This is a genomic window from Desulfurivibrio dismutans (genome assembly GCF_029210385.1).
Taxonomy (GTDB): Bacteria; Desulfobacterota; Desulfobulbia; order Desulfobulbales; family Desulfurivibrionaceae; genus Desulfurivibrio; species Desulfurivibrio dismutans.
This window is the reverse complement of sequence record NZ_JARGDQ010000003.1, coordinates 207,383-232,659: the sequence shown is the minus strand read 5'-3', so window position 1 is coordinate 232,659 and position 25,277 is coordinate 207,383. Positions and strand designations below refer to the sequence as shown.

At 61.2% G+C, this 25,277-nt stretch carries 20 protein-coding genes and 1 tRNA gene; 14 read left to right on the top strand and 7 right to left on the bottom strand.

All coding sequences use genetic code 11. The features are described from left to right. Positions 1-8 precede the first annotated feature (8 nt). On the top strand, positions 9-1,442 hold the full coding sequence (gene mnmE / locus P0N66_RS04750; RefSeq protein WP_275802849.1) for a tRNA uridine-5-carboxymethylaminomethyl(34) synthesis GTPase MnmE: 1,434 nt from the start codon (positions 9-11) through the stop codon (positions 1,440-1,442). 5 nt (positions 1,443-1,447) lie between these two features. Here mnmE and rd read toward each other — a convergent pair whose 3' ends face one another. Further along, a complete protein-coding gene (rd, locus tag P0N66_RS04745; protein ID WP_275802848.1) occupies positions 1,448-1,609 on the bottom strand; it encodes a rubredoxin in 162 nt (53 codons plus the stop codon). Positions 1,610-1,746: 137 nt separating this feature from the next. Between rd and hpt the strand changes: the two genes are divergently transcribed. The 6 genes from hpt to P0N66_RS04715 all read left to right on the top strand — a co-directional run bounded on the left by hpt (position 1,747) and on the right by P0N66_RS04715 (position 8,971). Further along, complete coding sequence (gene hpt / locus P0N66_RS04740) at positions 1,747-2,262, top strand: hypoxanthine phosphoribosyltransferase (protein ID WP_275802847.1); 516 nt, start codon at positions 1,747-1,749, stop codon at positions 2,260-2,262. Then, positions 2,259-3,647: an adenosylmethionine--8-amino-7-oxononanoate transaminase gene (gene bioA / locus P0N66_RS04735; RefSeq protein WP_275802846.1), complete on the top strand. Its 1,389-nt coding sequence runs from the start codon at positions 2,259-2,261 to the stop codon at positions 3,645-3,647. Before hpt ends, bioA begins: the two co-directional genes overlap by 4 nt. A gap of 37 nt (positions 3,648-3,684) precedes the next feature. Then, positions 3,685-3,761, top strand: a tRNA-Arg gene (locus P0N66_RS04730). A 36-nt stretch (positions 3,762-3,797) separates the two neighbouring features. After that, on the top strand, positions 3,798-4,937 hold the full coding sequence (locus P0N66_RS04725) for an SPFH domain-containing protein (protein ID WP_275802845.1): 1,140 nt from the start codon (positions 3,798-3,800) through the stop codon (positions 4,935-4,937). Positions 4,938-4,977: 40 nt separating this feature from the next. After that, complete coding sequence (locus tag P0N66_RS04720) at positions 4,978-6,192, top strand: hypothetical protein (RefSeq protein ID WP_275802844.1); 1,215 nt, start codon at positions 4,978-4,980, stop codon at positions 6,190-6,192. A 250-nt stretch (positions 6,193-6,442) separates the two neighbouring features. Continuing rightward, entirely contained in the window at positions 6,443-8,971 is a 2,529-nt protein-coding gene (locus tag P0N66_RS04715) for a diguanylate cyclase (protein WP_275802843.1), read from the top strand. Positions 8,972-9,036: 65 nt separating this feature from the next. Here the strand turns inward: P0N66_RS04715 and P0N66_RS04710 are convergent, their stop codons facing one another. The 3 genes from P0N66_RS04710 to P0N66_RS04700 all read right to left on the bottom strand — a co-directional run bounded on the left by P0N66_RS04710 (position 9,037) and on the right by P0N66_RS04700 (position 12,891). Continuing rightward, complete coding sequence (locus tag P0N66_RS04710; protein ID WP_275802842.1) at positions 9,037-11,739, bottom strand: PAS domain S-box protein; 2,703 nt, start codon at positions 11,737-11,739, stop codon at positions 9,037-9,039. A 28-nt stretch (positions 11,740-11,767) separates the two neighbouring features. Beyond that, positions 11,768-12,574 (bottom strand): phosphate/phosphite/phosphonate ABC transporter substrate-binding protein, encoded by an 807-nt coding sequence (locus P0N66_RS04705; protein ID WP_275802841.1) that lies wholly within the window; start codon positions 12,572-12,574, stop codon positions 11,768-11,770. Between the two features lie 176 nt (positions 12,575-12,750). Continuing rightward, positions 12,751-12,891 carry a hypothetical protein gene (locus tag P0N66_RS04700; RefSeq protein WP_275802840.1) on the bottom strand — a complete coding sequence of 47 codons (141 nt, stop codon included), beginning with the start codon at positions 12,889-12,891 and terminating at the stop codon, positions 12,751-12,753. 372 nt (positions 12,892-13,263) lie between these two features. Between P0N66_RS04700 and P0N66_RS04695 the strand changes: the two genes are divergently transcribed. The 3 genes from P0N66_RS04695 to P0N66_RS04685 all read left to right on the top strand — a co-directional run bounded on the left by P0N66_RS04695 (position 13,264) and on the right by P0N66_RS04685 (position 16,400). Then, a complete protein-coding gene (locus P0N66_RS04695) occupies positions 13,264-14,538 on the top strand; it encodes a DEAD/DEAH box helicase (protein ID WP_275802839.1) in 1,275 nt (424 codons plus the stop codon). Positions 14,539-14,693: 155 nt separating this feature from the next. Next, positions 14,694-15,293: a class I SAM-dependent methyltransferase gene (locus P0N66_RS04690; RefSeq protein WP_275802838.1), complete on the top strand. Its 600-nt coding sequence runs from the start codon at positions 14,694-14,696 to the stop codon at positions 15,291-15,293. 27 nt (positions 15,294-15,320) lie between these two features. After that, positions 15,321-16,400 (top strand): AI-2E family transporter, encoded by a 1,080-nt coding sequence (locus P0N66_RS04685; protein ID WP_275802837.1) that lies wholly within the window; start codon positions 15,321-15,323, stop codon positions 16,398-16,400. Positions 16,401-16,615: 215 nt separating this feature from the next. On the opposite strand, the gene mamK is transcribed toward P0N66_RS04685, so the two are convergent. From mamK to P0N66_RS04670, 3 genes are read right to left on the bottom strand one after another with little or no spacing between them, the layout of a single operon-like run. Further along, positions 16,616-17,749: a MamK family actin-like protein gene (mamK, locus tag P0N66_RS04680; RefSeq protein ID WP_275802836.1), complete on the bottom strand. Its 1,134-nt coding sequence runs from the start codon at positions 17,747-17,749 to the stop codon at positions 16,616-16,618. A gap of 11 nt (positions 17,750-17,760) precedes the next feature. Further along, entirely contained in the window at positions 17,761-18,330 is a 570-nt protein-coding gene (locus P0N66_RS04675; protein WP_275802835.1) for a hypothetical protein, read from the bottom strand. 30 nt (positions 18,331-18,360) lie between these two features. Then, positions 18,361-19,419, bottom strand: a complete 1,059-nt coding sequence (locus P0N66_RS04670) for a rod shape-determining protein (RefSeq protein WP_275802834.1) — start codon at positions 19,417-19,419, stop codon at positions 18,361-18,363. Between the two features lie 156 nt (positions 19,420-19,575). Here P0N66_RS04670 and P0N66_RS04665 point away from each other — a divergent pair, with 156 nt between their 5' ends. The 4 genes from P0N66_RS04665 (at position 19,576) to P0N66_RS04650 (ending at position 25,267) form a co-directional block, all read left to right on the top strand. Continuing rightward, complete coding sequence (locus P0N66_RS04665; RefSeq protein WP_275802833.1) at positions 19,576-20,727, top strand: THUMP domain-containing class I SAM-dependent RNA methyltransferase; 1,152 nt, start codon at positions 19,576-19,578, stop codon at positions 20,725-20,727. 100 nt (positions 20,728-20,827) lie between these two features. Further along, positions 20,828-22,636, top strand: a complete 1,809-nt coding sequence (locus P0N66_RS04660) for an ASKHA domain-containing protein (protein ID WP_275802832.1) — start codon at positions 20,828-20,830, stop codon at positions 22,634-22,636. A 227-nt stretch (positions 22,637-22,863) separates the two neighbouring features. Beyond that, complete coding sequence (locus tag P0N66_RS04655; protein WP_275802831.1) at positions 22,864-24,306, top strand: trimethylamine methyltransferase family protein; 1,443 nt, start codon at positions 22,864-22,866, stop codon at positions 24,304-24,306. A gap of 16 nt (positions 24,307-24,322) precedes the next feature. Continuing rightward, positions 24,323-25,267, top strand: coding sequence for a nitrilase-related carbon-nitrogen hydrolase (locus tag P0N66_RS04650; RefSeq protein ID WP_275802830.1), 945 nt, complete (start codon positions 24,323-24,325; stop codon positions 25,265-25,267). Positions 25,268-25,277 lie beyond the last annotated feature (10 nt).

Sequence of the window (25,277 nt, the reverse complement as noted above, 5' to 3'; positions counted from 1 at the left end):
CTTTTTTTATGGATTCATTTGCCGAATTTGATCAGGCTACCATTGCCGCCATTGCCACACCACCCGGGGCGGGGGGGATCGGGATTATCCGGATTAGCGGTTCCCGGGCTCTGGAGGTGCTGTCGCAGTTGTTTCGGCCCGCCCGGGGGGAGGCCGGGGTCTTTCGCAGCCATCAACTGCGTTACGGCTGGATTGTCGAGCCGGGGGCGGAACGGCCGCTGGATGAGGTGATGGCGGTTTATATGGTCGCGCCGGCCACCTATACCCGTGAGGACGTGGTGGAAATCCATGGTCATGGCGGCTATGTGGTGTTGCGTGAGGTGCTTGCTCTGGTCCTGGTCCAGGAGGGAGTGCGGGCCGCCGAGCCGGGTGAGTTTACCAAGCGAGCCTTCCTCAACGGCCGCATCGACCTGACCCGGGCCGAAGCGGTGCTGGATGTGCTCAACGCCGGCAGCCGTGAGGGGCTGAACCTGGCCGTCAGCCAGTTGCGGGGTGGATTGCAACAGCAGCTTGAGCCGGTGCGCCGGGCCCTGTTGGAGGTGCTGGCGGTGGCGGAGGTGGCCATTGATTTTCCCGACGAAGATGCCGAGATTATCGACCCTGCCGCTTTGCAGCGCCGGCTGGAATTTGAAGTGCGCAAGCCTTTGCACGAACTGGTGGAACGGGCCGGCCGGGGCCGGATTTACCGGGAGGGGGCGGCGGTGGCTATCCTGGGACGCCCCAACGTGGGCAAGTCCAGTCTGCTCAACGCCCTGCTGCAGGATGAACGGGCCATTGTAACGGACATTCCCGGCACCACTCGGGATACCATTGAAGAAGGTCTCAATATCCACGGCATGCCGCTGCGTCTCATCGACACCGCCGGGATCCGGGAGACCACGGAAGAGGTTGAGGGTATCGGTATTGAGCGCTCCCGCCGCCGGGTGGCAGAGGCCGATCTGGTACTGCTGCTGGTGGAGGCCGGTCGTGAGCCGACCGCCGAAGATCTGGCCCTGTACGACAGTGTGCGGGAGAAAAAGGTACTGGTGGTGGTCAACAAGCTGGATCTGCTGACCGCAAAGGTTACTACCGGAACGGAGCCTGCGGCAGCGGCACTGGCTCCTTGGCGCGATCGCTTTCTCGGCCGGGAGTTGGTGGGGGTTTCGGCCCGCACCAGGGCCGGCCTGGTCCAGCTGGAGGATCAGATCTTTCGTTTGATCAGTGGTGGGGAACCCCGGGATCCGGGCTACGCCTGCGTGCCCAATACCCGCCACGAGGCCGCCCTGGCCCGGGCCCTGCCGGCGGTGGTGCGCTTGCAGCAAGGGTTGGCCGCCGGCCTGGCGCCGGAACTGCTGGCGGTGGAACTCCAGAGTTGCCTCGGTCACCTCGGTGAAATCATCGGTGAGGTCAGCAGCGAAGAGCTGCTGGACACCATCTTTTCACGTTTCTGTATCGGCAAATAAGCGATTCAGTCGGCTGGAGAAAACTGGCTCTTGTCGGCCCCGCAGATCGGGCAGCTCCAGCTTTCCGGCAGATCAGCAAAGGCGGTGCCCGGCTCAATGCCATTTTCACGATCACCGACTTCCGGGTCGTAAATATAACCACAAACGTTGCATTCATACTTTTGCATGACTTCACCCCCGTATATTATAGGCTTTGTCCATGATGCGTCAGGGTGAGGGGTAGCGTCAAGGAAAATCGCCGATTGGCGGTAATGGTAAAACAGTGGAGAGTGGGACCATGGTTTTGGCGGCACCGGGAGAAACGTTGTTCAGCGCAGAACAGATTGCCCTGCGGGTTGCGGAGTTGGGGCGGCAAATCTCAGCCGATTACCATGGCCGGGAATTGTTGGTGGTGGGGGTCTTAAACGGGGCCTTTATCTTTACCGCCGATCTGGTGCGGGCTCTGGCGATACCGGTGACGGTGGATTTCATCCGGGCCGCCAGCTACGGTCAGGCCTCATCTTCCTGTGGCACGGTGCGCCTGAGCAAAGATGTTGAGTTGCCATTGGCCGGCCTCCATGTGTTACTGGTGGAAGATATTGTTGACAGCGGCCACACCCTGACCAGGTTAAAAAAACATTTTACGGCCGGCGGGGTTGCTTCCCTGCGGGTCTGTGCCCTGATCGACAAAAAAGAGCGCCGGGAGGCCGAGGTGGTGGTGGATTATCCAGGTTTTACGGTGGAGTACGGCTTTCTGGTCGGCTATGGTCTCGATTACGCCGAACAGTACCGTCAGTACCCGGCCATTCACCGGCTTGCCGAGGAGCATGTGAAGTCATGAATGACGATGCGTTGATGGCGCAGGACCGGGAGTATATCTGGCATCCTTTTACCCAGATGCATGATTACGCCCAACGGGATCTGCTGCTGGTTGACCGGGCGCAGGGGATCAAGCTGTATGACCGGCAGGGGCGGGAGTATTTTGATACCATCTCTTCCTGGTGGTGCATCGTCCATGGCCATAGCCATCCCACCATGCAGCGTTACGTCCGGGAGCAGCTTGAAAAGCTGGACCAGGTGCTGCTGGCGGGGATCAGTCACGAACCGGCGATCCGGCTGGCGGCGAAGCTGGTGGAGTTGACGCCGCCAGGGCTTGATAAGGTTTTTTATTCCGACAACGGTTCCACCGCCTGCGAGGTGGCGGTGAAGATGTCGCTGCAGTACTGGCAACAGAGCGGGCATCCGGAAAGGCAGGGGCTACTGGCCCTGGAGCGGGGTTATCATGGCGATACCATCGGCACCATGAGCCTGGGCGGGGTACCGGAATTTCACCAGGCCTTTGCCCACCTGATGTTCCCTTCCCATCGGCTGACGCCGCCCACCTGTTACCGCTGTCCGGCCGGGATGCCGGCACCGTTGCCCCCGGCTGTCGACGGCCGGGAACAGTTGCGCTGCGACTGTGAATGCCTGCAGCCGCTGGCCGAACTACTGGCCCGGGAAGGCGAACGGTTGGCGGCGTTCATTCTGGAGCCCCGGCTGATGGCGGCCGGTGGCATGATCATCTACCCGGCCCAGTGGTTGCGCCGAGCCGCCGAGCTGACCAGAAGCTACGGCGTGCACCTGATCTTTGATGAAGTGGCCACCGGCTTTGGCCGCACCGGCACCATGTTCGCCCTGGAATCCGCCGGAGTGACCCCGGATTTTCTCTGTCTATCCAAGGGGCTGACCGGCGGCATGTTGCCCATGGCGGTGACCATGACCAGCGATGAGATTTACCGCGCCTTTTATGGTGAATACCACGAAAACCGGACCTTTTTCCACGGCCACACCTTCTCCGGCAATCCGCTGGCGGCGGCGGCGGCCCTGGGTTCCCTGGCGGTCTTCGAGGAGGAGCAGACCATCGCCGGCCTGTCCCCCAAGATGGCCCACCTGGATCGCTGCCTGGCGCGCTTTAAAGAGTTGCCCTGGGTTGGCGACCTGCGCCGCCTGGGGATGATCGCCGCCCTGGAGCTGGTGGCGGACCGGGCCGGCAAGCAGCCCTTCCCAGCGGTCCAAAGGGTGGGTTGGCCCATCTACCTGGCCGGCCTGGAGCAGGGTCTGCTGCTTCGTCCGCTGGGCAACATTGTCTATCTCTGGCTGCCGCTGAGCACCACCGAGGAGGAAATCACCACCATCACCGAAAAAATGTGGCAAGTATTAAGCAACCCGGCCAATATAGCGCAATGAAAACAGGCCGGGTCTGGCTTTTAAGTAAGTTCCAGAGGCGCCCGTAGCTCAGCTGGATAGAGCACCGGCCTTCGAAGCCGGGTGTCGCAGGTTCGAATCCTGCCGGGCGCACCAAGTTGGGATGCTTTTTCTTAAAACCGGGAGGCGGGGATGAGCGGCGATAATGTGGTTTTCCTGGAGGTTATTGAATGGTTCGACCATGATGGGGTTGAGCTGGCCCATCGCATTCCCGAGCGGGGTTCGGGTGAGATCAAGTTCGGGGCCCAGCTTATTGTCCGGGAGACCCAGGCGGCAACCTTTTTTTACAAGGGCAAGGCCTGCGATACCTTCGGGCCCGGCCGTCACACTCTGACCACCGCCAACATCCCCATCCTGACCAAGATTCTGGCCGCCCCCTGGGCCATGACCAGCCCCCTGCGCACCGAGATTTACTTTACCAACCTCAAAATCTTTCCCAACCTGAAATGGGGGACCCGCGATCCGGTGGCTTTCCGGGACAGTGAATTGGGTCTGGTCCGGCTACGGGCCCATGGGGTTTTCAATCTCCAGATCGTCCAGCCCGCGCTTTTTGTCAACACCCTGGTCGGCACCATGCAGCGCTACAGCAGCGCCGAGATCGAAGAGTATCTCAAACGGGTGATCGTCTCCCGCTTCAACGACCACCTGGGCAGCGAACTGGATACCCTGTTCAACCTGCCCGGCCGATATGAAGAACTATCCACCGGCCTGCAGGAGCGGTTGCGGGAGGATTTTTCCCACCTGGGCCTGGCCTTGAACCGGCTTTACATTACCTCGATCACCCCGCCGCCGGAGGTCCAGAAGACCATCGACGACAAGAGCCGGTTGGGAGTGATCACCGACCTTGACCGGCTGGTGAAGCTTAAAGCGGCCCAGGCCATGGAGAAAGCCGCCGAATCACAGGGGGCCGCCGGCAACGGCCTGGGCATGGGCATGGGCCTGATGCTGCCCTCCATGTTTGCCTCGGCTCTTCATCCCCAGCCGGAGGGGTCCCCGGCTGGGGCAGCAGCCGCCGGTCAGGGGCGGGCTACCTGTGCGGAATGCCGGGGAGAGATCCCCGTTGAGGCCCGGTTCTGTCCCCATTGCGGGCATCAGCAGGTGGTGCTGCAGCAGTGCCAGCACTGCGGCAAAAATCTGACCCCCAACGCCCGGTTCTGCCCCAAATGTGGCCAGCCCAGCGACACCGTGCCGCCGACCCCGGTTTGTGGTCGCTGCCAGGCGGAAAATCTGCCCGGCTCAATGTTTTGTAATCAGTGCGGTGAGCGCCTGTAAACGGAGGCGCCCGGCCGTCCAACCGGTGGGGCTTTAGTCCATGAAGCTGGTCCTGGAATGCCGCCAGTGCGGCGGCCCCATTGAGCTGGCGGAAACCGATCACCTGGTTACCTGCGCCTATTGCAACGTCAGCACCTTTCTGGTCGGCAGCGACTACTTCCGCCTCACTCTGCCGGTTCGACCGCAATTCAGCGAGGTGCTCCAGGTCCCCTATCTGCATTTCCGGGGCTGTTTTTATTCCTGCACCCCAGGCGGGGTGAGCGCCCGGATCGGCAACCACTCCCTGCCGGGGGTGGAGCTGCCTTTTTTGCCGCCCAATCTCAGTGTGCGCACCCAGGTGATGCCGATGCGCTTTGCCGTGCCTGCCGACGCCAATTTTCTGACCAATCATCTGACCACCGCCGGGATTATTGAACGGATAGGCCGCAAAATTGCCCCGGTCGGTGGTAATGTATACCATCAGGCTCTGATCGGGGAAAGCGTCCAACTGGTTTACCTGCCCATTGCCCGGCGGGGCCAGCAATTTTTCGATGCCGTGGCCGGTACGCCGCTTTTGGGGCCGGCCGTCGAAGAGGACACTCTGGGAGCGCTGCAGGAAACAGAGCCGGCCTGGCAGCTACACCAGCTGGCCACCATCTGCCCCGGCTGCGGCTGGAACCTGGAGGGGCCGCGGGACAGCAATGTCCTTTATTGCCGTAATTGCCTCAGCGCCTGGTGGTTCCGGGATGGGCGCCTGGTACCGCTGCCCTTCGGGATGGTCCGCTCGCGGAGTCAAAACGTGCTCTATCTGCCGTTCTGGCAGCTTGAAGTGGGGGGCAGTCCACTGCCTCTGGCCAGTTTTGCTGACCTGATCCGGCTGACCAACCAGCCGCGGGTGATCCAGACGGACTGGGAGCATTGGCCCTTGCGTTTCTGGGTCCCGGCTTTTAAGATCAGGCCCGATTTGTACCTTAAACTGGCGGCCCGCCTTACCCTGGCGCAGCCGGCCTTCGACCAGCGTGAAGAACTGCCGGTCGGGGAGCTGCCGGCGGTTACCCTCCCCCAGGGTGAGGCGATCCAAAGCCTGGTGCCCATTTTAGCCTACCTTACCATCAACCGTCGCGAAGTTTTCCCCCGCCTGCCGGAACTGGCTTTTGCCATCCGTGATATCCGCCTTTTCCTGCTGCCGTTTTTGACCACCGGTTACGAACTGCAACAGGAGCAGACCGGGGTTCTGGTCAATCGGCAGGCTCTGGGATTTGGTCGGGCGCTGTGAAGGCCCTGTAAAGAGGTGATTGGGCGGGCCGGCGTGGTTGGGGGTGTTGCTGTAGCACCGTATGGTGCTGGCTAGACCTGTTTTGTCAACTTTATTTTACAGTTGACAAAAAGTAGTTCAGGTTCTATAGGGGGAAATGGGTGTTTTTCGTTCGCCCGTAATGTGAATATTTATTAATAAATTTTATTTTTGTCAGATGTGGGGCTTTTAACTCATTGGGTTACCGTTGTCCGCGGAGAACAGGTGGGGAATGAAACATCAGACCATAGTTTTCCGGATCGGCCTCAGTTTTGCCTTGATCGCCCTGATCCTGGTTTCAATCCTGTCGCTGAAATCATACCATAACGCCCGGGATCTGCTTAGTGAGCAGGAGGTGATCATTACCCGGATCAGCATCGACCCCATCTATCGCAGAACCACCGTAATTTACCAGTTGATGGAGGCGACCATTGGTCAGATTTTGCTAAACCGGGAACTGATTGCCGCCTTTGCCGCCGCCGACCGGGAGGCGCTGGCGGCATTGGTGGAGCCGGCCATGCCGATGCTGACGGAGTTGGGGATCAATGTCTATCATTTTCATCTTTCCGACCACACCACCCTTTACCGTGGCCACCGGCCGGAGGTGCATGGCGACAGCCTGGAGGCCCAACGGACCATGCCGGGTCTGGTGCACCAGCGGCAGCAGCGACTGACCGGCTTGGAGCAAGGAGTGCATTACCTTGCTTACCGCCATCTTGAGCCGGTGTTTTTCAACGGTGAATACATCGGTGCCATTGAGCTTGGGGTTAACCTGGATGAAAAGATCCTTGGCATCTGGCAACGCGCTGCCGGCGGGGAATGGTATCTGTTGCGCCTCGATGAAGCCACGCTGTCGGTCCTTAACGGTACCGGTGCCAATGAGCCGGATTATCTGAATATTGGCCCGGAAACCACCGCCGCTCTTTGCCACGGCGAACCGGTGCGGTTGAACCACGGCAACTATCTGGTACAGATGGTGCCGTTGGCGGATTTTGCCGGCGACTACGCCTGGGTGTTGAAGCGGGTTTACGACAACTCCGAGTTGCTGGCCAAGCATAAAAAGCAGTTCAACAACACGGTTCTGTTCGGGTTACTGATCGTGCTGCTGGGCACCGTGCTGACCTTCCTGGTGCTGCGCTGGCTGCTGCGACCGTTGGAGCATCTGGTGGCGGTGGCGCGCACCTGGGCCCGAAAGGATCTCTCTCAACCGGTGGCGATCAACAGTAACGACGAAATCGGCGTCCTGGGCCGGGCCATGGAGTCGATGCGGCGGAAACTCCAACGGCACCAGCAGGAGATGGCCACCAGTCGGGAGCTTTTTAAGATTCTGGCGGATTTTGCCACCGACTGGATTTTCTGGATGGACGCCCAAGGTGGTTATGTCTATGTTTCGCCGGCCTGTGAAAAAATATCCGGCTATAAACCGGAGGAATTTCGCCAGCATCCGTGGCTGCTGTGGTACATCATTCATCCCGACGATCGGGATGTCTGGCAGGAGCACCTCAATCGTCTGCAGGCGCAAGGCCATGACCTTGAGGCCGACCAGGCCCTGTCGGTTACCATCCGGATCATTACTAAACAGGGCGAAGTCCGCTGGCTGAAAAACATCAGCCGGGCGGTTTATAATGAAAAGCGGGAATTTTCCGGCATTCGCGGAAGCAACACGGATATCACCGCCAATAAACAGGCCGGCGATAAACTGGTCTATTTGAGTTTCCATGACCAGTTGACCGGGGTTTACAACCGGGTTTATTTTGAGCAGGAACTGCTGCGGCTCAATCACAGTCGGGAGCCGGTGGCCGTTATTGTGGCCGATATCGACGGTCTGAAGATCATCAATGACACCTTGGGTCACAAACAGGGCGACCTGCAGATCATAAAGGCCTCGGAGTTATTGCAGGCCTCCTTGCGGAAGGTGGATATTTTAGCCCGGATCGGCGGGGATGAGTTCGTCGCCCTGCTGCCCAATACCACGGAGAAGACGGGGCGGGCCATTGTGGATAGAATCCAGGCGGCGGTTAAGGTGCACAACCAGGAAAATCCCGCTCTACCGGTGAGCATTTCCTGCGGCGTGGCCGGCACCGATGCATCGGCCGGCGACCTGGAGGAGTTGCTGAAAAAAGCGGATATGCTGATGTACCAGAGCAAGGCGGCGCAGGGTTCGGAAACCCGGAAAATGGTACTGGATAACCTGTTGCGGCTGAGTGCGGAAAAGGATCGGCACCATACCGGGCACGTGGAGAATCTGCAAAAACTGGCCCTCCGCCTGGGCCGGGAAGCGGGATTGAACCGGCAGCAGTTGCATAACCTGGAGTTGCTGGCGCAGGTCCATGATCTGGGGAAAGCGGCGATCCCCGATGAACTGCTTACCAAAAAGGGCCCGCTCACCAAGGAGGAAGTGGAACTGCTGCAGCGCCACCCCGAAATCGGCAGTCGGATCGCCGGGTTTTGTGGTGAATACACCGCAGTGGCCGAGCTTATTTTAAAGCACCATGAGAAGTGGGATGGCACGGGCTACCCTCTGGGGTTGGCCGGAGAAGAGATCCCGCCGGAATGCCGGGTGTTTGCCATTGTGGATGCCTATGATGAAATGCTCCGGGCCGGCCCGCTGGCCGGCCAGGCCGGGATGGAGCCGCCTCTTCCCACCATGCCCCTGGAACCGGAGCAGGCCAGGCTGGTGATTGAAAAAAAAGCGGGCAGTGCTTTTGATCCCCGTCTGGTGAAACTGTTCCTGAACATGACCGGGGCCGAACGGCCCTGATGCCCTGAAGCCTTGATGTCTTGATTCCGGGAGGCACGGGATGCGGGGCAACCCCGATGACCTGGTTAACGGGGTTCATCCCCCAGGAGCTGCTGGATTATCTGGTTCAGATCTTCCAGCAGGATCGGTTTGTGCAGCCGGGCGGCAAAGCCGTGCGCCTGGTAGTCGGCCAGCACCGGGTCATCGGCATAGCCGCTGGCCACCACCACCAGGGCGGTGGGGTCCAACTCGCGCAGTTTTTGTACCGCCTCCTTGCCGCCCATGCCGCCGGGGATGGTCAAGTCCATGATTATCAGGTCGAAGGGGACGCCTTTCTGCCGGGCGGTTTGGTAAGCTTCCAGGGCCTGCTGGCCGTCGGCCACGGTAATGACCTGATGCCCCAGGTGTTCCAGAATCTGCCGGAGTACCTGGCGCACCATCTCTTCATCATCCATCACTATAATCTTGGCTTGCCGCTGCTTGACCGGTGGGGAGGCGGGCGGCTCGGGTTGCAGATTTTCCTGGCTGGCCGGCAGCAGAAGGGTAAAGGTGGTACCGGCCCCGGGGGACGAGGCCACCTCGATATAGCCGTCATGTTTGCTGACGATGGAATGACAAATGGCCAACCCCAGGCCGCTGCCCCCCTCCCTGGTGGTGTAGTAGGGGTCGAACACCAGTTCCTGTGATTCTTCCGGAATGCCTGGGCCGCTGTCGCTGATGATAATGGCGACAAACGGCCCCGGCCGGCCGGCTTCGAGCTCTTTTTCGGCCCGGTTATGACAGCTGATGGTGAGCCGGCCGCTCTCGCCCATCGCCTGGCGGGCGTTGAGGACGATGTTCTGGATCACCTGGCTGATCTGGCCCTGGTCGATCTCCACCAGCCACAGATCGTCGGGAATCCGGTAGTCGCAACTTACCCCGCTGCCCCGCAGCACGAAGGCGGCGGAATCCTTGATAACCGCCACCAGCGAGGCGAGCTTGCGGATCGGGTCGCCGCCGCGGGCGAAGGTCAGCAGTTGCTGGGTCAGCCCCTGGGCGCGCTGGCCGGCTTTTTTTGACTCATCCAGCAGGTTGGCCAGTTGTTCGGCCTCGCATTTCCCGTTTTTCAGTAAAAAGCGGGCCAGGTCGACATTGCCCAGGATGGCGGTAAGCAGGTTGTTGAAATCATGGGCAATGCCTGCCGCCAGTACCCCCACCGACTCCAGCTTCTTGACCTTTAACAGCTCTTTTTCCAGGCGTTGCTGTTCGGTCATGTCCCGGAACACCAGCACCACGCCGATAATCTCTCCCTCCTGGTCGCGGATCGGGGCGCCGCTGTCGGCGATGGGCCGTCGGCTGCCGTCCTTGGCGATCAGCACGGTATGGTTTTCCAGGGCAATAATCTGCCCGGTGGCCAGCACCCTCTCCACCGGGTTGGGGCAGCTCTCCCCGGTTCGTTCGTTGATGATCCGGAAGACCTCCGGCAGCGGCCGGCCGGCGGCCTCAGTGCTGGTCCAGCCGGTGAGTCGGCTGGCCAGAACGTTAAGCAGCATGATACGCCCTTCCCGGTCGGTGGTGATTACCCCGTCGCCGATGCTCTGCAGGGTGATGGCCAGGCGTTCTTTTTCGTTGGCCAGAGCCTGTTCGGCCATTTTGCGGGCGTGAATGTCCCGGGCTACGGCAATGACCAACTCCTGGCCCTGCGCGCTGGTCAGGCGCAGTGACACCTCAACCCAGAACAGTTCGCCGTTTTTCCGGCGAGCGTGCCATTCATAACGTTGCGGGCCCTGGCTGATGGCGGCGGCGATTTTGCGGCTGGCTTCCGTCATGGTATAAGGCGGCGCATTGGCGCTGATGTCGGCCACATCTAATTTGAGCGCCTCATCGTAGCGGTAGCCGTACATCTCCAGCATCGCCCGGTTGACGTCGATGATCTTGCCACTGGGGGATTCATGGATGAAAATGGCGTCACTGGGGGCGTTAAAGATGGTGCGGTAGCGCTCTTCGCTGGCCCGCAGGCTGGCCAGTTGCCGGCTGTTGACCTCCGACAGCCGGTGCAGCTTATGGTTGCGCACTTCCAGCTCGGTGATCTGGCGGGCAACGCTGGCCTGCAGGTGATTGAAGGCGGCGGCCAGCAGACCGATCTCGTCGCGGTCCTGCACCGGCAAGGTGGTGCTGTAATCACCGCCGATAATCCGTCGGGTGGCGGCCAGCAGGCCGTTGAGGCGGCGGGTGGCCAGATAGCCGCCCCAGGCCAGTAGCAGCAGGGCCGGGGTCAGAGCCAGGGCGGCGATCAGCAGGCTCTGGTAGAAGACTTTGGCCCGCAAACCGGCCAGCCCGGAGAGCGACAAACCGAAGCGTACGGTGCCGACCAGGGTATCCCGGGCCAGGGTCAGGTCCATCCGGGCATGATAGGTCTGATCATCAAGGGCCGTCAGAATCGAGGTGTCCGGCGGGGGAAGGGATTTGTTAGCGCCGGCGGCGGATAAAATCTCGCCGCGCCGGTCTGCTACCACGATATAGTTGATTTCAGTGTAAGGCGATATTACCAGTTGCTGAACAATGGCGTTGATTTCGCTGTGATCACGCTGGAACACCCGGCCGGCCAGGGAGGCGTTCAGCAGGGGGATTAAAGCGTCGAGTTGTGCTTGGGTTTGGGCCTCTAAGGCGTTAGTGGTCAGGCGGTAACTGTTGGCCAGCACCACCCCCAGGGTGCCGGCGATGGCCAGCATTACCAGTAGCACCACCTTGAAGCGCAGCGAGCGCCACCAGGAGAGGCCGGTGAAGGGGGCGGGGGTTGCTGCGGGCATGGATCGGACCTTCATTAAGGTTAAGGGCTCAGGGTGCGTCCGGCACAAGGACATGGATAAAAGGGTCGCTTAAGGCCATGGCCTCTTCGTCAGGCGGCAGGAAAGAATGGAACCGGCTGTGGCGGAAAAATTCTGCCCCGACCGGGGTGTTTCCGAAAGTGAGCAGGGACTGGCGCAGGCGCTGGACCTCGGCTGAAGTCATGGTGGGGGGGGCCATGATCAGAAAAGAGTGGGGGTTGGGGGGTGGGGCCCGGAAAAGTTCGCGGAGTTGCAAGCGCTGTTCTTCATTAACATAAGCCCACTGATCCCAGAGCAGGGTGGGGGTAGCGCCGACTTCAACCGCGCCATGCAGCAGGGCGGTAACCACGTTGGAAAAGGTGGCGGTTTCCACCACCGCCACGTCAACTCCCAGCGTCAGCCCTTGTGCGGCCAGGGCCTGCGTGGCCAGCAGATAGGTGACGGAACGCCAATTGCCCACCGCCATTTTTCGGCCGCGCAGATCCTCAAGTTGATCGATCCGCGAATCACGGCGTACCAGAATCACGGTGGCTGTCTGCTGTCCGGACATCACCACCAGTTGCCAGCCGTCGCGCTGTTGGGCCAGGCGGCCCATGTGGGGGGCGGTGATGACCAGATCATAGTCGCCCCGGGTGGTTCGTTCGACAAAATTCATAAAATCCGGGGCGGAAACCATTTCCACCTCGCGGTCCATGGCCTCCGCCAGGCGTTGTTGTAGTGGGCTCAGTTGCTCCACCATCTGGCTTGGCGAAATGTAGGGGAAAACTCCCAAGCGCAGCGGTTCCGCCAGGGCCGCCGGAACGGTGGCTGGGAACAACAGTAATCCAATAAGGATAATTTTTAGCGCCTGCTGCAAGATCGACCTCGTGATCCGTTGCCGGTTGATGACGGTTGATAGTTTTGAGGTTACAGGGGAACGGTAGTCCCCGCGAGAGCTTACAAAGCCGGTTGCCAAAGTGCAACTGTAAAACTTGAACGTCGCGGCTCTTCCACTTAAGGCAGCGGCGCTGTCGGTCTGCGGTCGGACTGAGCCGAGGGGTTGGTGGTGATTACGTCTTCACCGGAGAGCTCCCGCCGGCTCTCCATTATCCGTTCGATCTGCCGCTGGTCCCGGGCCCGCAAGGTGCTGGCCATGTTGACGGTGGCGCCCAGCGGTTGCGGGGCTGATTATCAACCTGAAAAAACCGCCGTTGCACTGCCCTGTAAGTATTATTTACTTGCCAACCTCGGGCGGACCCGGTAGTGTTAGCGGCTTGTACGCGTAGTGCAGTAAGTTACGGATTCTCTCCTGCATACACCTGCCCTGGTATTTCCCCTCTGTTACCAATGCAATTGTTCTGCATCTGCTTCTGTTGACCAACTGCACCGGATCCTGCCTGTTGCCACAGGCGGTCCGTCGGTTGGCGAATCATCTTGGACCCGCGAATTCTTGCCGGCTTGGCCGGCGTCTTTCGTTCAAGGGCGACCGGGGTGGCGCCTTTTTATTTTCTCTTGGGAGATTTTTTTATGGATTTTTCATCATTTTCACTAGCTCCGGCGATTACTGCCGGGATCACCGCCTGTGGTTTTCAGGCCCCCACCCCTATCCAGCAGCAGACCTTGCCGGCGGCACTGGCCGGTCAGGATGTCATGGGGCTGGCCCAAACCGGCACCGGCAAGACTGCGGCCTTTGTGCTGCCCATCCTGCAGCGCCTGTTGAGTGGCCCCAAAGGAAGGGTCCGGGCCCTGGTACTGGCCCCGACCCGGGAACTGGCCGAGCAGATTGCGGTTGCTGCCCGGGAATTGGGCAGTAAAACCGGCCTGCGGACGGTGGCGGTTTACGGTGGTGTCAGTAAAAACAGCCAGCTGGCCCAGCTGCGGCGGGGAGTGGAAATTATCGTCGCCTGTCCCGGCCGGCTGCTCGACCACCTGCGGGAAGGGGCCATCAAGTTGGACGGGGTAGAGGTGCTGGTCATGGACGAAGGAGATCAGATGTTCGACATGGGTTTTCTGCCGGATATTCGACGCATTATGCGCTACCTGCCGGCAAAGCGGCAAAACATGCTGTTTTCCGCCACCATGCCCGCAGATATCCGCCGGCTGGCGGGGGAACTTCTGGTTGATCCCCAGGAGGTCAGGATTGCCTGCGACCAGCCGGCGGCCACCATCAGCCAGGCTCTTTATCCGGTGGAGGCCAAGCAGAAGACCGCCATGCTGTTGACCCTGCTGGCGGAAAACGCGGAAAACCCGGTGCGGTCGGCCCTGGTGTTCACCCGCACCAAGCACGGGGCCAAGAAGCTGGCCCGTCGGCTTAATGCCGCCGGGCATCGGGCTTCCGATCTGCAAGGCAACATGTCGCAGAACAAGCGCCAGGCTGCTCTGGATGGCTTTCGCGATGGCACTTTCACCATTCTGGTCGCCACCGATATCGCCGCCCGCGGACTGGATGTGGCCAAGGTTTCGCATGTGATCAACTACGATATGCCCAACACCGCCGAGGCCTATACCCACCGGATCGGCCGTACCGGCCGGGCCCAGCGCCAGGGCGCCGCTTTCAGCCTGGTGCTGCAGGAAGACCAGACTCTGATTCGGGCCATTGAACGAGGGCTGGGTAAGAGCATAGAGCGGCGGCAATTGGAAGCGCTGGTTCCCTGTGAGCCGGACCAGGCGGCGCCGCCGCCCCGAGGTCGACGGCCCGGCTCCCGGCCTGATTCCCGGCCGGCCTCCCGCCGTCCCGGTACCTCGGCTCGGCCCCGCCGCCAGGGTCGTAGTCAATCGGCGTCGGGCCCCCGCGCCGTTTAAGTGAAGTCCTTCCGGCCGGCTATTTACTGGTCGGCCGGGGGGCTTTCGCGATGCTTTTGATTGCCCGAGTTGTTGTTGTCAGCCTTGCGGACTGCGGTGGTAATTTGGTATGCTCTTTTTATTTCAGCTTTACTGATTAAAGACGAGGAGAGAGAGTGAACAAGGAAGGAGAACTTAACCTCAAGCCGCCGAGTCGGGGCAGTCTGGCCTTTCTGCAGGGTTTCTTGCGTTATCCCGAACAGGTGGCTTCGATTATTCCAAGTTCCCGTTTTTTGGAGCGGCGGCTGGTTGACTGCGCCTGTATCCGTAATGCCTCCCTGGTGGTTGAACTGGGCCCCGGCACCGGCGGTACCACCCAGGCCATACTCAGTGCCATGCGGCCCGACGCCAGGTTGCTGAGCATTGAAATCACCCCGGAGTTTGTGGAACTGCTGCGCCGACACCCCGATCCGCGCCTTAACGTGCAGTTGGGCAGTGCTGAGCAGATTCGGGAAATTCTCAATCAACAGCAGCTGGGGCCGCCCGATGTGGTGGTTTCCGGCATTCCTTTTTCCACCATGCCCTTAACCATGGGCCGCCGGATCGTCGGGGCGGTCTGGGACTCCCTGCCCCCCGGTGGGCTCTTTGTCGCCTATCAGGTCCGGGACCGGGTGGCTCTGCTGAGTCGTAAGCTGTTGGGGCAGCCGGAAGTGGAGTTGGAATTGTTTAATGTCCCGCCCATGCGATTTTTCCGTTGGCGCAAGCCGGAGGCCTGAAGCCGGCAGGAGAGGTAAAGAACTGACATGCTTGCCATGTTGCGGCTCTGGCACCGGCGTTATTTCAGCGATCCTCAGGCGGTGATTCTGACCTTCCTGCTGCTGATCGGCGCTTTTGTGCTGCTCTTTTTTGGCCGGATGCTGGCCCCCCTGCTCACCGCCATCATCATCGCTTATCTGCTGGAAGGACCCATTGCCTGGATGGAAGGCAAGGGGGTGCGGCGGATTTTCGGGGTCAGTTTTGTTCTGGTGCTGTTCATCCTGCTGGTTTTAGTCGGCTCTTTTGCCTTTTTCCCCCTGCTCTGGACCCAGATTTCCGATCTGTTCAAAGAACTTCCCCATTACATCGCCAGAGGGCAGCAGGCACTGCTGAACCTGCCGGAGCGTTATCCGGTGATCACCGAAGAACAGGTCCGCGAGATCGCCAACACCGTCCGCAACCAGGTGGGTACCCTGGGACAGCGGATCCTGGCCATCTCTCTGGCCTCGGTGGCCAACCTGGTCACCCTGCTGGTCTATCTGATCCTGGTCCCTTTTCTGGTCTTTTTTTTCCTCAAAGACAAAAAAATCATCCTGGAATGGGTCAACCTGCGGCTGCCTCGGGAACGCAGCGCCGCCCAGTATCTGTGGCGCGATCTGGATGTGCAGATGGGCAATTACGTGCGGGGCAAGTTCTGGGAGATCATGATTGTCGGGGTGGTGACTTACCTTTGCTTTACCCTGCTGGGGGTTGAGTATGCTCTGCTGCTGGCCACCCTGACCGGGTTGTCGGTGCTGGTGCCCTACGTAGGGGCGGTGGTGGTCACCATTCCGGTGGCCCTGATTGGTTACTTTCAGTGGGGGATCGACGGGGAACTGTTCTGGCTGCTGGCGATCTACGGGATCATCCAGGGACTGGACGGCAACGTGCTCAACCCGCTGCTTTTCTCCAAGGCGGTCAATCTCCACCCGGTGGCGATCATCGCCGCCATCTTGGTCTTCGGCGGCCTCTGGGGCTTCTGGGGCATTTTCTTCGCCATCCCTCTGGCCACCCTAATCAACGCGGTCATCCTCTGCTGGCCCCGTACCCCGGATCAGGAACCCGTGGAACATCCCCAAACAGGTTGAAGCAACCCAATCGCGGCCAAATAATCCCCGCCCGGCGCTCTCTTGCGCACATCTCCCCCCAAAAGAGCCCCCCAAAAAGTCACTAATTAACCGCTGAACAGAACGAGATAAACGGGGATAAAACAAAGAAAAAAACAAAGGGAGCCAGGCAGGTAAACTTGTCGCAGCACCGCAGATTCGGGCGATCAGCCCGAATCTGCGGTGCTGCGACAAGTTTACCCAAACATAAGACCGATTTCGGGCCAGTGCCCCGGCGGCACTTCCAGGGCCAGCTTCAAGGCCCCTTTGGCCCCGATCCGTTCCGGGTCATCGACGCAGGTGATCCGCACGTCGCCGTAGTCCTGCAGGGCGTTGGTGAGCATCCGGTCCAGGCCGCGGATGCGGGAGCCGCAACCGGCCAGGTAGATATTCTTTAAGGTTTCTTCCTGGTCTTCCGGGTCGAAGGAGGCGATCAGGGTCTCCACCTGTTCGACAATGTTGGGCACCATGCTCTCACACACCGTGCGGAGCTCCTCGGTGACATCAAAACGCACCGGTTTACCGTCCACCCGCAGGGTTACCTCCACCGGCCGTTCCGGCTCGCCGACAAAGGCGTGTTCCTCCTTGATCCGGCAGGCCAGGGAGCGGGTGATCTGGACCCCGGGATGACGCCGCAGAATGGCGGCCTCCAGCCTTTCGTCCAGGTAATCGCCGCCCTTGAAGGTGGTGACCTGGTCCTCGGGGGCGGGCACCGATCCTTTCATGCAGCAGACATCCACTGTGCCGGCGCCGATATCGACGATGATGCAGCGGTTGAGTTTGCCCAGGGCGTAGGCGACCATGAAGGGCTCGGAGACCACCAGGGTGGTATCCATCACCTCCCGGGCCACCTGGAGCAGCACTTCCTTGTTCATCAGCGAGGCCCGGGCGGGAACCCCGATAATGCCGCTGACGGGCCCGCCGCCGCTGTTTTCCTTGATGCCGGCCACCACATGATGGATCAGTTCCCGGGCCGCCTGGTAGTCGCGTTCGCTGGCATCGCGGATTACCCCTTCCGCCAGGGGATAGCACAGTTCAAGAAAATTGCGTTTTTCCAGGGCCTCGTGGCCGAACAGCGGCCCGTCGCCGACGGCTTGGCGGCTGATGATGTCTTTGGGGTAGCCGACCACCGAACGGATTTCCAGTTCCTGGCCGTCGGCACCGATCACCACCGTGCGGCAGGTTCCCAGATCGATGCCCACCAGGGTCTGATTCCCGGCCGTTGGCGCGGGCGCCGGCCGGCCGTGGGTGGCGGTCTCCTGTTCCATGGCTTCCTGTGCGCTGTCTTCCTGATCCTGTCTGATGTTTTCTTCCTGTTCCAGTATCGTCATCGTCCGAGTCCTCAGGGTTGTTTGGCGCCGGTCAGGTTGCGGACGACCCTTCCCGGCAGATAATGGCTGCCTTCCACATATATGATACACTCGTCAAGGGAGCGTTTTTCCTCGGCCAGGGTCTCTGCCAATTCGCTTTTGGCGGTGTTGAGGGCGGCAATCTCGCGCTGCCGCTGCTCCAGTTCGGCTTCCTTTGCCGCCAGGGTTTCTTCCAGGGTGGGAATACGGGCCAGGTCCATGGCGCTGTCATGCATTTTTTGCTCGACGGCTCGGATCTGTTCGCTGATTTCACGGTACTGGCGGTGGGCGTTCTGCAGTTCTTCGGCCAGGGAGGCGATCTGCCGGCTGGCGGCGCTCAACTGTTCCAGCCGCAGATCAATATCTTTCTTGCCGGCAAATACCTCTTCTTCCAGTTGACGGTTTTTTTCCATCATCTCCTTGAGGGAGCGGCGGGCTCCCTCTTCCGCCTCCTGGGCCTGTTCTTCCATCCGGCGCAGACGATGCTGCCAGTACAGCCAGGAAAAGCCGGTTCCCGCCACGCCGCCAAGGATCAAGAGCGAAATCGTCAAGTATGGTTCCATGCTGGTGCCCTGCTCCGGTTAGAGTGAATTTCAGATCCCGGTTTCCGGGAGCCGGCTGGCCAGGCCGAACTCCCGCCAGTCGGCCGGCGGCAGTTCGGTTGCCAGTTGCAGGGCCCCCAAGGCCCCGGCGTACTCAGGTTCTTCAACGCAACTGACACTTACCGACCCGTATTCGCTCAAGGCCTCGCCGATTTTCGATGCCAGTCCCCGGATGCGGGAGCCGCCGCCGGTCAGGTAGATGTGCTCCAGGACCGTTTCCTGATCTTCGGGGTCGAAGCTTTGCAGCAGGGCGGCCAGTTGTTCGGTAATCTCCGGTATTATCGAGGCACAGACCGTGCCCAGTTCATCGGTAAGGTCGTACAGCCCGGGTTTGCCTTTGGCCCGTAGGGTTACCTGCACCGGCTCGGGGGGCTCGCCGACGAAGGCGTACTGCTCTTTGATTTGTCTTGCCTGGGGCAGCGAGATACGGACCCCTTGGTGGTGCTGGTTGACCATGGCCAATAACTGCTGGTCGAGATAATCACCGGCTCGGGGTAGCACCGCCTGATCCTGGGGCAGGGGCGCGGCGCCTTTAACAGCGCAGACGGTAACATGGCCGGCGCCGATATCGACGATCAGGCCGTTGGCCAGGCAGTTGAGGTGGTGGGCTATCAGGTAGGGTTCAGGCAGGATCAGGGCGCTGCGGCAGAACTGTTCGACCAGATGCTGCAGGGCTGCCCTGGCGGTATGGGAAGTCCGGGCTGGCACTCCGATAACGGCGCTGAGATCACCTGCCTCATCCTGGCGGGCCTCGCTGATGACCTGTTGCAGCAGTTCGAAGGCGGCGTTGTAGTCATGTTTGCCGCCGCCATCCTGGGCCAGGCCGTCGCGCAGGGGGTGATAAAGTGCCAGGGCGGATTTGTGGGCCAGGGCCTCGTCGCCGAACACCTGGGTCTTGCCTAGCATCCTGACGGCGATGATGTCTCGGGGGTAGCCCACCACCGAGGGAGTCAGACGTCGATAGCCACGGCTGGAAACTACCGCCGTGCAAGCCGTTCCCAGCTTTATTCCCAGCAGGAGCGGGGAGTTATCGTGGCTCGGTTCGCTCATCACCAAATCAGCTGCTCCTGGTTGACGTTAAAAGGCTGGAAGGAGTGATCCTAGTTACAAGTTGTTTTGATGTCAATATCAAAAAGAAATGCGCCGCCGCCGGTGGGGCGTTATAATCAGCGGCTTTAGCGGCCAAACTTTAACTCCGGGGTGAGAATGCGCGACGATTCCTTTCTTTATCAGCAAAACGGCGGTTACTTTGCCCAGGTGGCGGCAAACCTGGAAGAGGAGGCCGCCGCCGAACTGGCCGCCTGGGGGGCGGAAGGGCTCAATCCCATTCCGCGGGGAGTCTACTTCAATGCCGAACCGGTGGTGCTCTATCGAATTTTGCTGCAGACCCGGCTCTGCACCAGAATTCTTGCTCCGCTGCGGCATTTTCCCTGTCACAGCACCAAGTATCTTTATAAGACCGCCATGGCCCTGCCCTGGGAAAAGCTGCTGGGTCTTGAGCAGAGTTTCAAGATCAACGCCCGGGTCAGCGACAGCCGGGTGGGCCACTCCCGTTACGCGGCCCTCTGCCTGAAGGACGCCATCGTCGACCGCTTCCAGCAACAACTTGGCGGGCGCCCCAATGTTGACCGGCGGCAGCCGGACCTGGTGTTTGATCTGCATATCCGCAGCAACCGGGCGGTGATCAGCCTGGATCTGGCCGGCGAGTCGTTGCACCGCCGCGGCTACCGCCAAGACAGCGGTGAGGCGCCGATCCAGGAAACCCTGGCGGCGGCGTTGGTCGATTTTTCCGGTTGGGACGGCGTCCGGCCGCTGGTCGATCCCTTCTGCGGTTCCGGTACGATCCTGGCCGAAGCCCTGCTGCGACGGGCCAACATCCCCCCCGGCCAACTGCGCCGGCGCTTTGGGCTGCATAACCTGCCGGATTTTTCCCCGCCGCTCTGGCGGCAGGTGCGGGAAGAGGCCGATGCCGCCCGGCAGACCCTACCGGCCGGCTTGCTGGCCGGCAGCGACCAGTCGAAAAAGGCGGTCCACATGGCCCGCCGCAATCTGGCCCGGCTGCCCCAGGGGGACCAGGTGGCGTTGCAGGTCTGCCCCCTTCAGGCCTTGCCGCCGATTAACAACGCGGTAATCGTGACCAACCCGCCATACGGGATCCGGCTGGGGGACCAGGCGGCGGCTGTGGCCCTGGTCCGGGAACTGGGCTCTTTTCTCAAACATCACTGTACCGGTTCCACTGCCTGTCTCTACTTTGGCGACCCCCGGCTGCTTAAGGAAATCGGGCTCAAACCCAGCCGCAAGAAGAAACTTAACAACGGCGGCCTGGAAGGCGTGGCGGCCTGTTACGAGATGTACTGAACGGTTTTCCGCCCCGCGGGCAAATGCGACCGCCGGGCGGCAGCCTGCGGGTACCGTCTCCCTTTTTGCCGGGCCGCTGAAAGTGTGCTATAAGAGGACGATGTTTATTTACCTGGAACCCCAGAGACGCAAGATCCCCTGCGGATCAGAGCTTACTTTGCTGGCGGCTCTGCAGCGTCAGCCCAACTTTGCCCCGCCGTCCCTTTGCGGTGGTGAAGGCAGCTGCGGCAAATGCAAGATCCAAATCCTGGCCGGCCAGGTGAGTGAGCTCACCGAGCCGGAGCGGCAACTGCTTACCGCCGACGAGCTGGCCACCGGCACCCGTCTGGCCTGTCAGACCTTTCCTCTGGAATCACTGACCATCCGCCTGGTGGATGGCAATTCGGTGAGTGCTGAATATAAAACCAGTCTGGCCATGGAACTGGACCAGGTCGCCGTGGAGCCGGTCAGCCAGAAAAAATATCTGCGGCTTTCCCCGCCCGCCATCAACGATCAAACCGCCGACCTGGAACGGATTTACCAGGCGCTCAAGGAACACCAGCTGGCGGCGGAAGATATCGCCCCGCGGCTGCTGCCCGATCTGCCCCGGCTGGTCCGGAAGGCCGATTGGCAACTGACCGCCACTCTGCGCCGACGCTGCCTGGTTGACCTGGAGGCGGGGGATACCGCCGGGGAGCATTATGGTGTGGCCTTCGACCTGGGCACCACCACCGTGGCCGCCTACTTGGTTGACCTGGCCACCGGCCGCCTGCTGGGCCAGGATGCCCGGACCAACCCCCAGGTCACCTTCGGCGAGGACCTGATGAGTCGCATCGACCGGGCCCACCAGGGGGAACTGGTCGAGCTGCAGCAGGCGGCGGTGGCCTGCCTCAATGAACTGCTGGCCCGGCTGCTGGCCGACCACGGCATCCCGGCCCGCTATGTGCAGGAGGCAACGGCGGTGGGCAACACCTGCATGCAGAGCCTGCTGCTGGGTATTGATCCCTATTATGCCGGAGTGGCCCCTTTTACCCCGGCCCTGCAGGTGGTGCCGGAACTGCCCGCCGCCTGGCTGGGGCTGCAGATCGCCCCCGAGGGCCGTATGCACCTGCCGCCGGTGATCGCTGGCTTTGTCGGCTCCGATGCGGTGGCGGATCTGCTGGCCCTGGATTTTGACCGGCCCCAGCCACCCCACCTGCTGCTCGACCTGGGCACCAACGCCGAGATGGCCCTGAGTGTGGAGGGCCGAATGCTGGCCTGTTCGGCCGCCGCCGGGCCAGCCTTCGAGGGGGCCCGAATCAGCTGCGGCATGCGGGCCGCGCCGGGGGCCATCGACCGGGCCGTCTTTGCGCAGAACAGCCTGCAGTGTCACACCATCGACGAGCAGCCGGCCCGGGGCATTGCCGGCACCGGCCTGATTTCGGTGGCCGCTGCTTTAAAGCGGGCGGGACTGCTCAACCGGCGGGGTGGCTTGCGGCGCGGGGAGTTGCCGACGGGGCTGTTGGCGCCCGACGACCGAGGTATCGTACTGGTGCCGGCGGAACGGACCGCCGGCGGCGAGCCACTGGTGCTGACCTGGAAGGATCTGGGGGAAGAGTTGGTGATCGCCCGGGCGGCGATCCGCAGCGGGATTGAAATTCTGCTGGCCGAGGCGGGGCTGTCGGTTGACGAACTGGCCCGGATCAGTATCGCCGGGGCTTTCGGCAGCTTTCTCGACATCGATGACGCCCTGGCCATCGGTTTGCTGCCCCCCATTCCGGCCGAGCGGATCAGCGGGGTGGGCAATGCCGCCGGCCTGGGGGCGATCAAAATCCTGCTGGCCGCCGGTCAGCGGGAGCGGGCCCGAAGGTTGGCGGAACAGACCAGTCATGTGGAGCTTTCCGGTTACCCCCGTTTCAACCGGATATTTGCCCGCCACATGACCTTTTGACTCCGTAAACGGTTGGCAGCATCGCATCTTGCGGTGATCGGCGCGACTTGCGTACCCGGTGTATGCGCCGCCGCGCCGCTTGCCACAACCTGCGACACTGCCGACCGTTTACGGCACCGGGTGTTGCGGCCCCCGTCCGATGCCGGAACCGATGACTTTGGCGGATGCCTGGCACCTTTTATTGGACCCTTGCGTTGCAGATGCTGGGCAACCGAACAGGAGGATTGATGCAGGAAAATGCCCTGAAAGCAGCTCGGGAAACCAGCTATTGCCAGTTGGATGCCGCCGGGATTGTCGCCGTGCATGAAACATCGCTGGAGATTTTGCAAACCGTCGGCATCAAGGTGGAGTCGTCGGCCGCCCTGGAGGTTTTCCGCCGGGCGGGAGCCCAGCGTGACGGTAATATCATCTTCCTTTCCGCCTCGCTGCTCAATCGAACCCTGACCACCGCCCCGGCGGTGGTGACCCTGGCCGGGCATGATGGATATCCCGACCTGGAGGTCGGTGGTACTCGCTCTTTTGCCGGCACCGGCGGGGCGGCCCTGCAGGTGCTGGATTTGGATGACGGTACCCCACGGCCCGCCACCCTGCAGGACATTTACCGGATCGCCCGGCTGGCGGATCAACTGGAAAATATCGATTTTTTTGTCCGGCCGGTGATGCCCCGGGATATCCCCGACCAGCTGCAGGATATCAACCAGTACTACGCCGCCCTGGCCGGCACCGGCAAGCACGTGATGGCGGCGGTTTCCCGGGTCGAGTCGGTCCAGGAAACCATTCGGCTGGCGGCTTTGCTCTGCGGCGGCATTGAGCCGTTGCGGCAAAAACCGGTGATCTCCTTTATCACCTCCTGCTGTGTCAGTCCCCTGAGCCTGGATCGTCGGTCCACCGAGATCATGGCGGAACTGGTGCGCCAGGAGATGCCGGTGGTGATCGGTTCGGCTCCCATGGCCGGTTCCACCTCGCCGGTTACCCTGGCCGGCACTCTGGCCCAGATGAACGCCGAACTGCTGGCCGGGATCGCTCTGAGCCAGTTGATCAATCCTGGAGCGCCGGTGATCTACGGGGCGGTACCGGCCATTGCCGACATGCACAGCGGCGGTTTTTCCGGCGGCGCGGTGGAGTTTGGCATGCTCAACAGCGCGGCGGCGCAGATGGCCCAGTTTTACGACCTGCCGGTCTACACCTCCGCCGGAGTCACCGATAGCCGTACCCCGGATATCCAGGCGGGCTACGAGAAGGCCTTTTCCCTGCTGCAGTTGGTCCACTCCGGTGCCAACTTGATCCACCATGCCGCCGGCATGCTGGATTCTCTGAAAAGCGTGGCCTATGAACAGTACGTCATCGACAATGACATCATCGGTATGGCCCGCCGGGCCGACCGCGGCATCAATGTCGAGCCGGAACGGCTGGCGCTGGAGGTGATCCGCAACATCGACCACCGCGGCTCCTTTCTGACCCACAAGCACACCCGGCGCTATCTCCGCAAGGAACGGGCCGCGTTGCGTTTGGGTGACCGCGATCAGCCCCGGGGGGAAGCGGGCGAGTTTTTAGATGCCCGGGAGCGGGCCCGGCGGCTGGCCCGGGAACTGCTGGCCACCGAACCGGCTTCCCATATCCCCCCGGACATTGACCGGGAAATCCGGCGGCAGTTCAAGATTCTTCTCTAACTCAAGGAAGTAAGCCATGCAGGTAACGATTTGCCAGACCAACCCCCGGCTTTTTGCGGTGGAACAGAACCTGGAGCAGGTTATCGAGCGGATTGCACATCACCGGGCGCGGGGGGCGGAGCTGATCATCTTCCCGGAACTTGCCCTGACCGGCTACTTTGTCGGGGCCCGCTATCATGAGATGGCCCTGCGACTGGATTCCCCGCAGATCAAGCGCCTGGCCGCCGCCACCAAAGGGACGGCGGCGGTGGTGGGGTTCATCGAGGAGTCGCGCTCGATGAACTTTTACAATGCCGCCCTGGTGGCGGTGGATGGTGAAATTCTGTTCTGTTACCGCAAGATCAATCTTCCCAACTACGGCGTCTTTGAAGAGAAAAAATTCTTTTCCGGCGGCAAACGGGTGCCGGTGTTCCGGTTGGGAGAGTTCAACGTCGCCGTCTTTATCTGCAACGATCTTTGGCATCCCTCGCTGCCCTATCTGGGGATCGCCCAGAAGGCCGATATTTTTGTCACCATCTTCAACTCCTCCCAGGGCTCCATGGGCAGCGAGTTTTGCAATATCGAGTCCTGGCAGATTATCAATAAATTTTATGCCAGAATCTTCGGGATTTATAACCTGTGTGCCAACCGGGTCGGTGAGGAGGGGCCGGAAAATCGCCGGGAGATTGATTACAGCGAAGAAGCGGTGGCGGATGCGCCGGGCAGTTTCAATTTCTGGGGCGGCAGTGAGATTATCAACCCCTTCGGCCAGGAGGTGGTTCGGGCCCGGCTGCACGAGATGGATGAGGTCGGGGCGGTCATCGACCGGGAGATGCTGCGGCAGAAGCGCATAATCCTGCCTTATCTGCGCAACGATGATCCCCACTTCACCCAGCGGGAACTGGAAAGGATTCTGCAGGGCGACAAGCAGTACGTCACCCGCCGCGAGTTGCGCAAGGTAGTGCGCGGCGAGAAGTACTAGCAGGACAAAC

Coding starts and splice junctions, on each gene's coding strand:
- rd (WP_275802848.1), bottom strand. CDS start 1,609: ATGCAAAAGTATGAATGCAACGTTTGTGGTTATATTTACGACCCGGAA.
- P0N66_RS04700 (WP_275802840.1), bottom strand. CDS start 12,891: ATGGCCAGCACCTTGCGGGCCCGGGACCAGCGGCAGATCGAACGGATA.
- P0N66_RS04720 (WP_275802844.1), top strand. CDS start 4,978: ATGAAGCTGGTCCTGGAATGCCGCCAGTGCGGCGGCCCCATTGAGCTG.
- P0N66_RS04685 (WP_275802837.1), top strand. CDS start 15,321: ATGCTTGCCATGTTGCGGCTCTGGCACCGGCGTTATTTCAGCGATCCT.
- mamK (WP_275802836.1), bottom strand. CDS start 17,749: ATGACGATACTGGAACAGGAAGAAAACATCAGACAGGATCAGGAAGAC.
- P0N66_RS04650 (WP_275802830.1), top strand. CDS start 24,323: ATGCAGGTAACGATTTGCCAGACCAACCCCCGGCTTTTTGCGGTGGAA.
- P0N66_RS04655 (WP_275802831.1), top strand. CDS start 22,864: ATGCAGGAAAATGCCCTGAAAGCAGCTCGGGAAACCAGCTATTGCCAG.
- P0N66_RS04725 (WP_275802845.1), top strand. CDS start 3,798: ATGAGCGGCGATAATGTGGTTTTCCTGGAGGTTATTGAATGGTTCGAC.
- P0N66_RS04710 (WP_275802842.1), bottom strand. CDS start 11,739: ATGCCCGCAGCAACCCCCGCCCCCTTCACCGGCCTCTCCTGGTGGCGC.
- P0N66_RS04715 (WP_275802843.1), top strand. CDS start 6,443: ATGAAACATCAGACCATAGTTTTCCGGATCGGCCTCAGTTTTGCCTTG.
- P0N66_RS04660 (WP_275802832.1), top strand. CDS start 20,828: ATGTTTATTTACCTGGAACCCCAGAGACGCAAGATCCCCTGCGGATCA.
- bioA (WP_275802846.1), top strand. CDS start 2,259: ATGAATGACGATGCGTTGATGGCGCAGGACCGGGAGTATATCTGGCAT.
- P0N66_RS04670 (WP_275802834.1), bottom strand. CDS start 19,419: ATGAGCGAACCGAGCCACGATAACTCCCCGCTCCTGCTGGGAATAAAG.
- P0N66_RS04675 (WP_275802835.1), bottom strand. CDS start 18,330: ATGGAACCATACTTGACGATTTCGCTCTTGATCCTTGGCGGCGTGGCG.
- P0N66_RS04665 (WP_275802833.1), top strand. CDS start 19,576: ATGCGCGACGATTCCTTTCTTTATCAGCAAAACGGCGGTTACTTTGCC.
- mnmE (WP_275802849.1), top strand. CDS start 9: ATGGATTCATTTGCCGAATTTGATCAGGCTACCATTGCCGCCATTGCC.
- P0N66_RS04695 (WP_275802839.1), top strand. CDS start 13,264: ATGGATTTTTCATCATTTTCACTAGCTCCGGCGATTACTGCCGGGATC.